This window comes from Mucilaginibacter sp. BGA-UO-ETr-C110 (genome assembly GCF_059567985.1).
Window position 1 is genome coordinate 1,608,914 of record NZ_JCAQPB010000002.1, and the last position, 16,231, is coordinate 1,625,144.

Sequence of the window (16,231 nt, forward strand, 5' to 3'; positions counted from 1 at the left end):
TTAACTCATGGTACGTTCTTCTTTGCGATATTCTTTTCTTATCGCTTCTATCAGATCAACGTTACGTATATATTGATCATCCCTGGAAATAGATTGCAGCGCAGCGTAATGGATGATATTGAGTATGGCTGCCCCGTTTAGTTCATATTTATCGGCAAGATCCCATAATTGGATGGATGGCTCCGGTTTGCATGATGCCGGAAATGCCTTCTCCCATAGCTTTAACCGTTCCTGGGCATTTGGCGCCGAAAAATGTATAATGGTATGAAAACGCCTTAAAAAGGCATCGTCCATATTACTTTTTAAATTAGATGCCAATATCAGTAAACCCGGAAAATCTTCAATACGCTGTAGTAAATAGCTCACTTCCTGGTTTGCATACCTGTCATGCGAGTTTTGTACGTTGGTACGTTTACCAAACAAGGCATCCGCTTCGTCAAAAAATAGTATCCAGTTTTTGTTTTCGGCTTTCTGGAATACTTTTTCCAGGTTTTTTTCTGTTTCGCCTATATATTTACTCACTACCTGCGACAGATCGATACGATATACTTCCTTATCAAAGTGTTTACCCAATAAAGTTGCCGTTAATGTTTTACCCGTTCCGGAAGGGCCGTGGAACAGAGCTCTGTAACCTGGTTTTATTTTTCGTTTCAACACTTCATCCTGCATCAGCGTTTCGTTATGTTTTACCCATATCAGGATCTCGTTAAGCTGGTTCTGGGTATAATTGTTCAGTACCAGATCATCCCAGGTCATGGCTGTGGTGATATTTTTGGCCGGAAAATCAGGACTGAATTTTGGTGTTGTTTCATTACCTGTTATTATCCTGGTTAGCCATTCCTGATCGAGTATAATACGACCACTCATTAAAGGTTCACCTTCTTTTACAGATTCCATAGAAAGTATTCCTTGTTTAACCAGCATACCGTTGATAAGTAAACCCTGTACGGAAATACGTTTTTCAATATCATTGCCTGCCAGGATAAACAGCATTGTTTCGCCTGTAGGTAATAACCCTCTGTGGTTGCTGCCTCTTACACCACCAAATTCCGGAAAATCACCACCTGATGGAATGATCTCTTTAATAATGTTATCATAAAAACCAGGTATTAATTGCGGAGCCATCGTGATCAATAAAACAATGGTTTCTATAACCGATAGGTTTTGAGTTTTTAAAAATTGCGCATAATACGAATTGTCCCATTCATACTCATCATTCCATTCTGTTTGCCACAGGGGGGGATCATTCAATACATCAGGTTTTTGCAGATAATGGGTAATACTTGTGTTCACCAATAAGTTCAACTGCTGAAAATGGGTGTTTAACATGGTATAATATACTTTGAATAAACCATTATGGTTATTATTCAGCTGGTTGTTTATTTCAAAATCCATTGTGGTGTGTGGGCGCTGTGATCGGGGCAGGCATTTTGGCCGGAGGAATTAATGCTTGCAGATCTGTTAATATTTTTTGGGTAGCGGGATCAGAGCTGGTTGTAAATTTAATTGAATCCGCATCTATTACCGGTGCATCACGAGTACCTGTAACTTCTATTTTATAGTTGAAAGCTTTTGTTTTTTTACCATCGGGGGTGAGAACAAAACCATCATATTCAATGCTCTTTAAACGATTGGTTAAAGGAATAGCTTCTGTATTGGTATTAATAACCAACTCTTGTCCAGCCGGTAACAGATTACGCAAAGAGCGGATATATTGTTCGATACCGTTATTTTGCAAAGTTTGATTAACAAAACGGGGCGCATAATGAAGTGCATAGGGACTTTCCCAACCAAAACCCTGGCCAAATGAATGTGCCCGCTCATAATTGCCCATACTGGATAGCCCTGTTTTATTTCCGCTATACTTCTGCCTTTCAAGTCCTTGCCTGCCTGGTGAGTCACTGATGCTTGCCTCATGATCTATTGAACCATCGGGGTTGCGCCATACCCTTTCTCCGTTTGGAAGCTCAAGTACTATTTTATCGTTGATGCCAGGTAAGTCAACATCATCACTATAATTTACTTCCCTTACTTTATACGATTTTGGTGCAGAAGATGTTTTACTAACCGTTTCAAGCACACGTAAATGCTGTTCGAACGCGGCAAGTTCGTCCATTTTGGGTTTGGGGACATTATTGCCAAATTTGCCAATCTCTGTCATCAGGTCCTGGAGACCTTTCTTTAGAGACGGGCGTTCATCCAGTACCTGTTTAAACTGCACCTGTAAAAGCGGACAAGTTGCACCTGCGGCCACAGGCGAGCAACGACCTACAGTACCATCTTTATAAACCTCCACCTCGTGTTGTCCGTCTGGCGATTCGCCATGCCCTTTCATTTTTACTTTACGGTTCTGCTCATAATCATCCGGTACGTGTTTTTCAGTTTCACCTTTTGCCGGCGCCGCAGGCTTTTCTTTAGGAACTGTATTGGCCTGCTCATTAGGCTCTTCTTTCGGTTTTGGCGCGTTGGGATCAACAGCTTCGACTTTAGTTTTGGCAGCTGCTTCATTTAATTCAGGTATAGTCCATCGACCTTCTGCATCCATCAAGCCGTCACGTTGTAATGCTTTGCGATACTTTTGTTCATTGGCAGCGCTGCTGATCATTTCATTTAAAGCCTCTTCGCTTGGTGCCGTTTTAGCTTTCAACTCATTGCGTACAGCCACCGCTATCATTACATTGGCCAATACCGCGTTTAAAATGATTTGTTTTTCTAATGCATCCTTCTGTTCTGGCGGTAAATTGGCTTCACTTATTTCATGCAGATCTTTAACGGTTTTATAATTAATGGCAAAAAAGTTAGTAACCAATTCCGCTTTTTGTACTACAGCCATTCCTTTTTCAAGCTTTAAAAAAGTATTTGCCGCTTCAAGACCTTCAACCGTTTTTAATCCAAGCGAAGCCATCTTTGCTGCCTTGGCTGATGCATTAACCGCGATAAGCAAAGGGCCAAGCATATTGAGTATATCCATTGCCAGGTCTACATCCGGTTCCAGTTTGTGATTTACACCACGATCATAAATATGATAACCAGCCACGCCTGCCCCTATAACAGCACTGCCAACGCCTAATGCAACTACCAGCATTCCGCCCGTAGCTACTGTGCCAATAACCAGCGCGGCAATACCTGCCACAGCAGCTACGGCTTCTAATATGCCTAATATGGTTTGTTTTATCCCCGGCTTGCTATTTACGCTTCCACTGGCATTGATAACCGGTACACGATACTCTACAGAGCCCTTACCATATTGAACATCTTTACCAAAATCAACAAATGCATCTTGTATGGCCTCCTTAAGTGCCTCTGCCTTATTGGGGTTTTTACTGCTTCCGTTATATTTGGCCTGTGTTTTATGGGTGGTTACATCAATCAATACAATTTTGGTTTCCGCATCGGTACTGTCTTTCGTTTCCGCCACCATTGTGATTAACTGATATTCCTGCCCGGTTTCCTGTGATATCAGCGTAACTACGGGTGTATAGGTAGGTTTGGTATGATCATAATCATCACTGAATGATTGCAGATTCTTTTGAACATCATTAAGTCCTTTGGCCTGAGATGAAAGATTTGCAACAAGTTCATCAATTTTTACTTCAAATGCTTTTGACGGTTCATTCATTGATACCATCAACCATATATCCAGCATTTTTTTTCCATCAGCCTTATCTTTAGCTATGGTTAATGAGAATGGGGAGGTTTCGCTTTTACTCTTAATGTACAGATCTTTAAGTTTTTTAGCTAAACGAATGGTATCATCTGTGCTTGTAATATCTTCTGTTACCCTATCGGGCAGGGACATTGCCTGGCGCCTGTTTAATTCTGTCAGCTTATTTTGAAGCCGTGTTTTTTCTTCATCTGTTGTTGCCTTTGCAAGTTGCTGTGTAGTATCCTCAATTTCATTGAATGGCTTATTAACGGACTCTTTACCAAGTTTATGCCCATCCTCAACCATGATTGGAAAAAACGCTTCACTTGGGCGGATGACCGTATCCTCCGACGGTTCAACCTGTGCTCGGCAATAAACAATATAATCACCTTCTTCTTTTGGAAAGGTAAAATCAGCTTCGGGAAAATAACTTAATCGTGATCCGTAAAAAACACCGGCCGATTTTAGATCTTCAATCTGCTGGCGTGTCATATCGGCTTTTGCATCAACTTTTGCTTGCGGAACCTCTAATGCATCCATTTGCAGATTATACTGCTCTAATTTTTCCGTATCAATAAGCGGTTTTGTTTTAAGCTGACCTGACTCTTTGAAATATGTTGATAAACTATCACGCCTGTCTTTCCAGTCTGATGACAATTCCGCGCGCTCCTCGGCCGACAATTGATCATTTACCTTATAAATATCCCAGTAATAGTATACGGTACGCATATGTAAGGTCATGAGATGCAGCGTATCCGTACCTTCCATTTTTTCCAGTTGCACATTCATTTTAAATGCGTGATGCGCGCCTGTAACGGTTTTGCCATCGGGCCTGACATCTTTTGCTATGATGTTTGAAGGATATGCCTTTTTTACATGATCAAAACTTTTGGTTTCGCGGCCTTCTGTCTTAATGCTCCCTCCCTGCAATGCTTTTGTTGCCGCTTTGATCACTTTTAATATATCCTCGGCCTTCATTTCTTTTTGCAAGGCATCTGGCAGCACACCTGATTTCATTTGCGTCTCAGCAGCGCCTCCAGTACCCACCGAATTAACAAACAGATCAATACGTAAGTAAACGTTGGCTTCATCTCCTTCATTAGTGGTAAGAGATATTTTATCGGGCAGATCATAAAGATTGGTATGTGCTTTACGTTCATCAGCCATTAGTTTTTCGATCTTTAGCTTCAGTTCATAGGCCCATAACATAGAAGCGGCTAAGGGAGTGGCATCTTTTGAGGGCTTTACATCGGTTACCGTTTTTAATTTTTCGATACGGATAAGCTGGCGGATATTGGTTAATAAATCTGCCGGTTTATCACTTTCGTTAACATCGGTATAAACCTTATTAATAGCTTTATCGGCGGCATCTTTTTGAGCGGCATATCCCCGCCATTTTGATTTACTTTTTGAATAATAGAAATAAAAAGAAGCCGGAATATCTTCTGATGTGGGCTCAGCATTGCGTGTTGAGGTAATTACATCGGCCATACTTTTTTCAAAAGCATCTGCCCATTTTGGTTTAGGTGGAATTTCCTCCGGATCATCACCGCCTTTCGCGCCTTTACTTTCTGCTCCCCCACCGTAAGGCATTACGATTAGGCCCGCTACCCGGTCATTATCAAACAATTTATAAAAACTATCCTTGTCACTTTCTGTACGAAACCAGTTTGGAACCGTGAACATTTGATCCACTTTAGCCATAGTTTTTTTCTGGTCTTCGTTAACAGGTACGTCTTTGCCCATAAAAACGTACTTTTTCTGACCACTGTCATATGCTATGGGATAAAATCTTTCGTCGTTACCCCAGTAGAAATAAGTGGACATCAATACGATGTCGCTCTTTATAATGAATGATTTTAACTGTATTGGGGTGGCACCATCTATTTTATAAACCATCAACACATTTCCCTGTACAATTAGCGCCCGGCTAAAATTATCAGCTACCTGTTTTAAGAATTTGACATCTTCTTTAATATTCCCTTTTGTATTATAAATATCTATTATTGTCGGCTCCCCGTCGGTTACTGTGGGTTCTCTCTGGACAAGTTTTCGATCAACTCCCCCACTTTGCTGCACCACATGTGTAAGTTCATGCGCTAATAAGCGTTTTCCGGTATCAGTTTCTGGCTGATATTGCCCTGCGCCAAATGCAATATGGTTTTGATGTGTATACGCCAATGCGTTGATATCTTTTGACGATTGGTGAGCTTGTGAATCATTATGGATCTGTACATCGCCAAAATTATAACCAAAGCGGCCTTCCATAAAACTACGTGTTCCATCATCCATCTTTTGCCCCGGTGATTGTATGGTTTGTTCCACATTGGCGGTAACAACTGGCGAATTATCACCCGATTCTTTTCTGCTGATTTTATTTTGTTCTTCTTCCTCGCAGTGTGCACATTTTCGTTGGATGGGTATATCTGCAATTGGTTGCTTTGGCTCCGGAGCGGTTTCTTCTTTTGCTTCGTCTTCCTCCAAATGAGGCTCTTCTTTTGCTTCACAAGCAGAACATTTTGGTTGAACTACGTGCATAGGCGCCGGTTTTAAGAAAACCGAACTATCTGACAGTATATCTTTACGCATAACACGGTCAGCCATCGCATCAGCTTCCTGTTCGTAAACATCATCGGGTTGGTTTACCGTGAGTTTGGGCTGAAAGAATAGTGGTTTAGAAGCCGTAGAATTTTCGGACTTACTAACCGGATTGATGTGTTGATGCGAATTCACTGTTAAATTATTTAATTATTTATAGCTCCCAGCTTTGAACCAGTCAAATAAAATTTTTGAGTGTGTTTCTAAATCTGTCGGTTTTTTAACAAAAAAGGAATATGCTTCGGAATAAAATTCTTCTGGTTTAGCCGGCCAGTTCTCTGCAGCATACGCTGTAAGGGCCGGTGATATGTTGTTTTTTACCACCAGATCATAAAATGCTTTAACAGATAAACTCATACTTTTATTAAAGGCCATTACTAATGCGGCGTTATAAAAACTATCCTGTGCCGCTTCAAGCGCTGTTGTTGCGCTAACAACCTTATTTTTAGGATTCGCTTTGTTAAGATCGTCACGTTTTGTATTCCTATCACTAATGGCAGCATCCGCAATAGCTTTTGCACTATCTGCTACTGCTGTTTCAACATTTACAACAGCATTATCATTATAGAATTTTTTTATAGCGTTTTCGCAATTTGTTAATGATGTTCTGTAATCAACGCTCGCTGCATCTTTTGAATTAATTACTGGTTTGGCAGCTTTCAATGCAGCTTCCATAACTGGCAGTTTGGCCGCTGCATCTTTTTTAAGATCATCTACATTCGCAAGCTTGGCATCCGCAGCTGCTTGTTTTGTTGCTACAATAGTGTTTTGTGCTTCCGCAGCGCTTTGTTTAGTATTAAAGTCGGCATTTTGGGGATCACTCACCGCTTTTAATCTATCTACTTCTGCCTTTTTCGCCGTAAAATCATCTTTAGCGGCTTCAACTGCGACTTTATCAGGACTGCCATTTATCTTATTAAATTCCTTTAGGGCTTTTTCTTGCTCTTTAATTGCCGCATTAGTGGCGTCATTTGCGGTCTTTAATACACCACGCGCATCATTTGCTTCAGTGTTCAGCTTATTGAATTTTAAGCCCTCGGTATCCAGGCTGTTTGTCGCAACCCGATGAGGCATTGCCGCAACAGCATGTCCAACTTCATGGGTAATAAGACGAATAGATTCATCGGCTGTGTTTGTACCAAATGCAAGATCGCTTAGCTCTATTTTTTGTTCATCAGTTACACTTGTATCGTTATAGCCCTGCTCCTTGCTATATTCACCAGCTGTTGTGCCACCGAGTGTATTGACCCTGACAATTTTAGCTCCTTTAATGGCAGCTTTATCATCTGCTGGCAAACCAGCGAGGGCTTGATCAACCAGATCAAGTTCTACATCCGAAAAAGTGGATGAATCATCCAGCACGGCAGTAATGCCGTATGTTTTTATTTTTGCAATAAGTTCGGGTTTAGTAAGAGGCTTTCTTTGAATTTGCTGACCGTTTTGTGTTTGTTGTACTACATGGGTTAGTTCATGAGCCATTAACTTTTTGCCGCTGTCGCTCTCGGGCGAATACTGTCCGCTGTTAAATACAATATTGTTGCCCGTAGTATAAGCTAATGCGTTGATTGAGTCTGCAGACTTTGCTGCGATCGAATCAGTATGGATACGCACATTTGAAAAATCCTGACCGAAACGGGGCTCAAAAAAGTTCCGGCTGCTATCAGGCAGGGCCTGCCCCGATGAACCTAATGATCCTATATAATTATTCAGGTGATTGCCTCCCTGTGCTTCTGAACCCGAACGTTCTTTACGATGCACGTTTTGTTCCTCGTCGCAATGCTCACATTTGCGTTGTATGTTGTCGGCAGGTTTAAAAAAAGAGGTTTCATTTTGAGCCGGATCGGCCATGCGCATCACCTGGTTGGCCATTGCATCCGCTTCCTGCTCGTAAACATCGTTTGGCTGATTTACGGATAGCTTAGGTTGAAAAAACGAGGACTTATCATCCCTTTTTTTAAAGGAATTAACTTCGGCGGGATATTGAACTTTACTTTCGTTTTCTTTACTCATCACACTTATTTATATCAATATTTATTTAAAAAAGCCTTGCTAAACAGCTATAAGAATCTGGATTGTCTAACAACAATTTCATGGTTGGTGGACTACCACTACCACAGTTTGGTGGATTTCCACCAAGCCCCCACGCATGGACACTACCCCCCATTGCCCGGTGATAATTTTCATGAACTATCAGTGCCCCCACATCTGTTGCACTCCAACTTGAATTTATAATGTCAAAGCACAGCATAATGTCATTAGTTGAAAAAAAGCCATTTATATCGGTTTCAGCCCTAACTGCATGATTACATTTTCCAATACTTGAATTTGCGTTTGCACCATCATTACAGTGGTACATGTAGTTTTCATTGAGTTTGGTATTTATTTTCTTAAAGTTAGCTTCAATTTCACTTCTATGAGCCAACCCGTCTGTGCCAAAATATTGAGGGATCAATGCCGTTAGCCTGGGATCATTTGCGGTAAAGGCAGCTAATACATTTGTAAGCATCTGTACTGCCGCGGAATGCCCCGGCCAAATAAACGGTTTAAGGTGCAGCTCGTCTTTGCAAAAACTATCGTGACCGTATCTCCTAACCACACCCTCTCCCTGTTGTACCACATGCGTTAATTCATGGGCCATGAGTTTTTTACCGCTATCACTTTCCGGCGAGAACTGCCCATTGTTAAATACAATATTATTGCCCGTAGTATAGGCCAGGGCATTGATGGATTGTGCAGATTTTGCCGCTACAGAATCGGTATGGATACGAACATTTGAAAAATCGCGTCCAAAACGAGGTTCAAAAAACTGGCGGCTACTTTCAGGTAGCGCCTGACCTGAGGAACCTAATGATCCAACGTAGCTATCCAGTTCGTGACTACCTTGTGCTTCGGCGCCTGAGCTCTCTTTACGATGCACTTTTTCTTCTTCCTCACAATGCTGGCACTTACGTTGGATGTTATCACCAACCGGTTTAAAAAAAGCATTTTCATTATGATCTGGTATAGCCATGCGCATAACCCGATCAGCCATCGTATCCGCCTCCTGCTCGTAAACGTCGTGGGGTTGGTTTACGGTTAGCTTTGGCTGAAAAAAAACATGATTTGAACAGGTTTTTTTTTTGCCCGGTGTGTCTGTTGTTTTAGTTACATATCGATCCACAGTATTGTTTTTAAGGGCAGCTGCCGGATAAAGCATTAGTTACGGTTGTCCGTTGCGATGGGCTATTCATAACACTTAACAACGGGGTGATTTTTGCTCGTATGTTTGATAAATCAGTACTTGTGGTGCCAACACAGCATATTCTGACCATTGCGGCAACGTCGCGATCGGTGATCCAGGTTTCATTAAGCAATACCCTCATCCATCTTACTTTTTCTTCCCACGAAGTACGCTCTAACATTTTTGGCTCCAACATTTCTGCGTTTGATAATATTTCTATTTCTGTAGACCCAACGCCTTTATTAGCTGTTTCCATATTTTCATTCAGGGTATTAGGATTATCTATCGCGGGTATGTCGGTATAAAACACAGTGATTGGTGCGCTTGCTGAACTTGGTAAATGATGCCCTGCGGCCGTAACTACCTCTGACGCGAATGTGGTACATGTATAACTACCGGTTCCTTTTATATATCCGTAGAAATGACCCGTCTTACAAATATTTTGTGTATAAGCAAGCCCGGCAGCATATTCTGCAGCTGTTAGTGCCATGGTTTCGGTACGGTCGGTGCAGGCATCATGGGAAGTATCCGGATGATTTACACAACCAAGTACGGCGGGGTTTTTCTCTGTTGGTATGGTCGATCTTGGATAAAATCCGTAAGTGTATTGTGTACCATTGCTTTCATAGAACCTCACAAAAGTGTGACCAAAATTTCGACTAATAAGCGCTTTTTTCCAGCCGCTTTCTTCAATGTCGATATTGACATCCATAGCCCACCAGGTGCTTGCAGCCGGGGGGCCAGTTACTGTGATGTCAGGATTGCTGCATTGATCAGTCGCGCAACAACTTCTTGCAGCCGAGCAATTAGCGGTTCTCCTGACAACATTACTGTCACTTTGCTGGATCACGTGCGTAAGTTCGTGTGCCATTAATCGCCTGCCGCTGTCGCTTTCCGGCGCAAACTGCCCACTATCAAAAACAATATTATTACCCGTTGTGTAAGCCAGCGCATTGATGGATTGAGCCGACTTTGCAGCTACTGTATCTGTATGAATGCGCACATTTGAAAAATCGCGTCCAAAACGAGGTTCAAAAAACTGTCGGCTGCTGTCGGGCATAGCCTGGCCTGATGAACCTAATGAACCTACGTAATTATCCAGTTGGTAACTACCTTGCACTTCGCCACCGGAGGTTTCCTTACGATGTATTTTCTCTTCCTCTTCGCAATGCTGGCACTTACGCTGCACAACCGCCCGGGCAGGCTTAAAAAATGTGGACTCGCCTGTGGTCATACGCATGACCTTATCGGCCATGGAGTCTGCCTCCTGTTCATACCTGTCACCAGGCTCATTCACCTGTAATTTAGGCTGTACCACATGTCCCGGAAAAAAAGGCTTACTATTTTGTGCCCCTCCAGTATTTTCAGATTGTGATTGCTTGGTTGCTAACATAACTTTATTTTAATACCAATCTACATTTAATATTTCTTGCATCCAGGGCAGGCGTATGGTTGAATACCCCCATGGCAATTTCCCTAACAATACGTCAATAGTTCTTTGTTCAATCGTTAATAACCATCCATTCTCTTTTTTGGTTAGTTTTCCATCCCGTTCAAAAAAAGCGTCACGCAAACCCTTAATCGATGTGTTTTTTAATGGAGACCAATGATCTATAATGGCTTCCAGTAATCTTTTTGATTCTGCCTTTTCTTTTTTTGTTAAAATAATGGCCGAAGGCAGCGTTTCCGAAATAGGATAGCCACATAGAATTTTAGAAAGCGTTAAATCAAATTCGGCAGCCTTAGTCTTCCCTGTCGCCAGGTAATGAAGTAAGAGTACCGCTCGTTGATGAGTGGTATCATCTATGAACTTTCCTTCAGCTAATAATCCCAGATCATTAAAATAAGGGGATAAAAAATAATGAAGTATTACAATTCCACTGTTTTTTATGTATAGCGTCTCGGCCTCTATAATGCCTGTATGTTTTTTATTTTTTGGCAAAAGCTGCTCTATAGCATCTGTTGTCTTATTTTTATTCAATCCTTCTTCCGATATCTTTCTCTGCTGTTTTAATGACGGGTCATCTTGATTATCAGCATGGTGAGTTTTACTATTTTCTCGTTCTTCTTCAATCTTTTCCTCCTCGATATCCTTCTTCCTTATCTTGATATCCTTCTTCTTTATATTGCGGTTGATTTTTTCTGTGTTGATATCATTTGGCATATTCGCAGCATCACGGTTACCATCTGTTTCAGCCTTATGGGTTTCTTTACCTTTGTCATTACTTATGGGATCTGCATTTTTAGTCCTGTTTGTTTCACTATTATCTTTAGGCTTGTTTGTTATTATCTCTTCCCCCTCAGTTTGAGTACTGTCTATTTCGGTATTATCTTTCAGTTTACCTGTGATTATTTCTTCCCTCTTATGGTGAGCATTGTTTACCTCGGTTTCTCTGTGCTTATTCGTAACCACAGGATCATCTACATCCTGTCTAAAATCCTCCAGGGATATTAAAAGCGACTTAAGATCCTGAAATGCTTGCTTTACAACATTTGTTTTAAGCGACTTCTTTATTCTATTCTCCAATAATGTAGTTATATCATGGCTTGATATATTGAAGTGGTTTGTTAACAGACTTAATGATTGTAATATCAGTTCGCTATCTTTTGTGCTTGATAAAGATGTACCTGGTAAAGCAATTTTGTTTTCTAAAGCGTGGGTGCTTAGTAAAGCGTGGAAAATGTACTTCCATATTTCGTTGCGAACCGGTAAACCGCTCTTTAGGCAATTAGTTATAAAAATTTCCAGATCGCTATAAATAATGTTCCAGGATTCATCTGTTGCAGGGTTTATAATTGCCATCAGTTGTGCCAGGAAGGCATTATCATATTGCAAAATCAGTCTTTGTAATATGACCGGTTCATCTATATAATTATCGCGAAGCCAGTTAAAGAAATATGGATCTTTTTTCTCTGATAAAGCAGTTAAGATCTCATTGCTCCAGTCAGCCATGTTTTCAACAGGGCTATACCATGGTAAATAACCATTCTCCAGAAAATAGATGAAGGCTTTTATTAATGATTGCTCAGGCCTTAATACTTCTTCAGTATTTTCATCAGCCAACTTGCTTTTTTTAGATGACAAGCTTTTCCTGAGCTCTTCAATAAAGTGCGTTTTAAATTCCTGTTCAAAATTAAGTACTTCAATTTTACCTAAATCAAGATGCAATGAATCGATGCGTATTATATCGGTAGTTGGAAATAATTCATCAAAAACAGCTTCCATACTGGCTGATAATTCATTGCGCAGCAAGTCGCTTACACGATTTTGAAAAGCGTGTGCCTCCTCTTGTTTGGGAAGGTTTAAAGTGACTTGCTGCTTATGAACAATGTGTGATGCCATGGTAATGTTACATATGAATCAGCTTATTATTTCTTCTTCCTGGTAAAAAGTTTTTCTATTGCCCCTGTTTTTTTAAGCGAAGCCTGTGGACCGTCGTCGGAAGTTGTAATGATGAAGCCAGTTGAGGTAATCTCCAATTGCATTGATGTAGTTGATGAATGACATGTGCCGTTTGATATGGTTAATGAAACGGTGACAATTGAGGCTTTGACATTTACTACACTATTATCACCTGATATACGAATAACACCATCGGCAGTCATTGCACCCTTCGACACATTATCTCCAAAGACTTCCCAATCATAGGTAAATCTGCTGTCCCTGATAGCAGGAGTAAATGTTGCAGATACAATACCTGACCTGGCGGCAGCTACGGCTGCAGTCTTAACACCACTACCAGACCAATCGTTTATAAAGCTGAAAACACTACTACCCGGTACAGAAAGAACTGTAATATTGAACGGTGCAGAACTTACATTATTTACTGTATAAATTAACCGGTATGTTCCGGCTTTGGCTATTGCCGGCGTGAAGGTTTGTTTGACGCTATCAAGACCGGGTACCGCATTAAAAGTACCGCCGGGTATTGATACTGCAATTTGCGCAGGATTGGTATCATTATCACAGAAAGTAGTACCACTCATCGAAATAACCGGTGCCGGAGGTGGCGGCGGTGTTATTTCTGCAGTAGTGCGTTCTATCGGTGAACCTATATAAGGAACATAGAAATCTGCAATAATAATTTTGTTAATAATATCATAATTTGGCTCCTCCTCAGACACTCCTCTGCCTGCCAGGATATCAATCAACCTCAGTTTTTCAGTATCAGATACCCCTTTACTGTCGGCGACCATTTTCTTGACAAGATTTAAGGTGTTTTCATCAAGATCCGGGGATACGGGGATCTGTTGACCTTCGGCCGGAGCGGCTTCCATACTTGCTGACCGGGCTTTCACTGATGCCGCATCACCAGCTTTAGAAAGCGGGGCGCTAATGTTTTTATTAAAAGTGGGAATATAATTTTTATAAACTAATACCAATGTACCACCTTTGGGCACACCTGCTTTATGTTCAAGCCCGGGGTTGTTTTTATAGTAGTTTAAAAATGTATGTTTATCGGCGTAGCGGGAATATCTCTGGTTAACTTCATTACTTAATGAATCTAATAGTTCGTCAAGAACAGCATTTAATACCGTTTCAAAATCTACAATTAAAAGATTTACTCCATAATCTTCAATTAACGATATTATAGAGCCATCCCGGGAGACCTGAGTTTTTGCCACAGGGCCTTTTAGGGTAGCGATAACTTTGTTGATGGAATCAAGATAATTATTAAACGCATCATATTGTTCGTTTAAGTCGATATCAATAACGGATGGGGTATTAAGCAAATACACCATCACTGTTTCAATAGCATCAATAAAATAAAAAAAAATGAAATAAAGCTCGTCTACACTACCAGATTGAGGGCCTGTTACCGGATTAGTGAAAACTCCGGTATCACTTAATGCATTAAGGTAAGCGCTTGCTATTGTGTTGGGTTGTACCACGCAATGGTTGCGTATAAAAGTACCTTTGGGGTAGACATAAGTGGTGTTTGATGATCGTATCGGTTCAATACCTCGAATAGTGTTTGTTTTAACCTCTGAGAACCTTTTAATTGGACTATCTGTTAATTTACCAGGTATATTAGTTCCCGTAGTTTTAGCAACATAGGGTAAGTTTGCAACAAAAACAAATGGCCTCAATATCTTACTTGTGGCTTCTGTTGTTATCAGGTTGTAATCAGTTTCCAGATCCCGAATTTCAGCATCAGGCAAAGTCACATTTGAAAAATCAAACTGCTTATCTGCAATGGCTACCACATCAAATGGCAGATTATAGGTTAAACGCTGAATAAGAATATTTGATAAAACATCCTGATAGTTTTGGCCAATATGGCCCTCAACCCTGAAAAAATTATACTTTTCAATATCATACAAAAGTGGTTGTGCTACTTCGGTACTTGTATTATATAAACCCGAATTATAACCAAGGTTTAGCGTGGCTTTCCCGCTGTTGGTTTTGGCATAGTTCCATGATTTATATAATTCGGCACCACTTTCATTTACCGTATAATAGTACGGGATAGCACGTTCGGAAAGCGGGAAATGCATATATTGGCTTGGGGTGATCTTTACCGCAAATTTATCTGACTGAGTAGTGTCAGGAATAGTAAAATCTTTAATCATCAATACCATTCGGCTAAATAACAGGAGCACCTCGGCCGATTCAACACCCATTTTTGAGAACAATGGAGAATAAATAAAGTAGTTACGATAGCTATCTTTTAGATAGTCATTCGTAGCCAATGATGCATCACCTAAAACCAGATGCAATGGAAATAAGTTTTCATCCGGGCAGCAGGTAGTGATGATATGGGATACTTTAGCAGAAAATTCCTCATAAGCCTTGATCAGATCATCAATGAAATCATAAAAGTATTCAATAGCCAGCGGGTTTTGTTTTAATAACTGGTCAAGATAATTTTTAAGTACGGCCAGCATATCAGAAAAAGGGTTTGACGTAATATTTAAAACTGACCCGTATTGCTGATAGCAGGAATTATAGGCATCTGTTAGCTGGCTTAAAGTAGTATCATCAACTAAACTAACAAAGGCATTCAGTATGTCATCTGCAGTTTCAAGATCTGTATAAGGTACGTTAAATCTTTTTAGCTGTACCTTGGAGTTTAAGCTCAGTTGAAAGGCTTTAGACGGAATATTTAACCTGGGGGATATAGGGGATATTTTATTTATATTACCTATCCTATCAATATTGCTTACTTTATTAGCGTTATTATTGTACAGGTCATTTTTTGCAACAAGTAAAGGCCTTACCTGTAAAACCATCTTTTCGCCCTTGTTATTGCAATCCTGTGTGTCGCAGTTTTTAAGATCCGTTTCCTTGACCTCCAAAAACAAAGCAACCACATAGTCACTTAAAAAGGTAGCCGCTGCTGATGAAAGGGTTTTCGCATTGAGTTGTTGTGCGCTTTCCAATGCATTAAACTGATCATCCGTAAGTAATAGCCAAACAGTTTTACCGGTACAGAAAGGTTTATAGAAAGGCAGACCTCCTTCCTTGTCATAAACAAAAGGCAGGTCATCAGGAACCTCAACAGGTGTATACGGCATATAATAGGTATACTGGTTGGTGTCCTGGGTAATTAAATACCCCTGCGAAGTTACTCCGCAACCTTTGTTAATTTCAATAACACCCGGATTGAGCACTATATCCAGTCCGCAAACAATACCAATACCTATCAGTTTGTTGCGTGTCCAGCGGTTTTGCTGATCAAGGTAGTTAAAAGTTTCATTGAGGTGATCGTTAGTAAGTACCTGATCTGGTTCAAACACGATGTATTCTATTGGATTTGCCATAT

At 40.6% G+C, this 16,231-nt stretch carries 7 protein-coding genes; all 7 read right to left on the reverse strand.

All coding sequences use genetic code 11. From position 1 onward, the window contains the following. Genes AC57BQ_RS07825 through AC57BQ_RS07855 form a run of 7 tightly spaced genes read right to left on the reverse strand, consistent with a single transcriptional unit; the run spans window position 1 to window position 16,229 of the window. A complete protein-coding gene (locus AC57BQ_RS07825) occupies window positions 1–1,395 on the reverse strand; it encodes an ATP-binding protein (RefSeq protein ID WP_496405745.1) in 1,395 nt (464 codons plus the stop codon). After that, complete coding sequence (locus AC57BQ_RS07830) at window positions 1,385–6,379, reverse strand: eCIS core domain-containing protein (RefSeq protein ID WP_496405746.1); 4,995 nt, start codon at window positions 6,377–6,379, stop codon at window positions 1,385–1,387. The genes AC57BQ_RS07825 and AC57BQ_RS07830 overlap by 11 nt, the downstream gene beginning before the upstream one ends. Window positions 6,380–6,394: 15 nt before the next feature. Beyond that, on the reverse strand, window positions 6,395–8,254 hold the full coding sequence (locus tag AC57BQ_RS07835) for an eCIS core domain-containing protein (RefSeq protein WP_496405747.1): 1,860 nt from the start codon (window positions 8,252–8,254) through the stop codon (window positions 6,395–6,397). A 25-nt stretch (window positions 8,255–8,279) separates the two neighbouring features. Beyond that, window positions 8,280–9,440, reverse strand: coding sequence for an eCIS core domain-containing protein (locus AC57BQ_RS07840; RefSeq protein WP_496405748.1), 1,161 nt, complete (start codon window positions 9,438–9,440; stop codon window positions 8,280–8,282). Continuing rightward, complete coding sequence (locus tag AC57BQ_RS07845) at window positions 9,415–10,857, reverse strand: eCIS core domain-containing protein (protein ID WP_496405749.1); 1,443 nt, start codon at window positions 10,855–10,857, stop codon at window positions 9,415–9,417. The genes AC57BQ_RS07840 and AC57BQ_RS07845 overlap by 26 nt, the downstream gene beginning before the upstream one ends. A 9-nt stretch (window positions 10,858–10,866) precedes the next feature. After that, the gene (locus tag AC57BQ_RS07850) at window positions 10,867–12,807 is read right to left on the reverse strand and encodes a contractile injection system tape measure protein (protein WP_496405750.1); all 1,941 of its coding nucleotides are present in this window, start codon (window positions 12,805–12,807) and stop codon (window positions 10,867–10,869) included. 26 nt (window positions 12,808–12,833) lie between these two features. Beyond that, entirely contained in the window at window positions 12,834–16,229 is a 3,396-nt protein-coding gene (locus tag AC57BQ_RS07855) for a hypothetical protein (protein ID WP_496405751.1), read from the reverse strand. Between the last annotated feature and the right edge of the window lie 2 nt (window positions 16,230–16,231).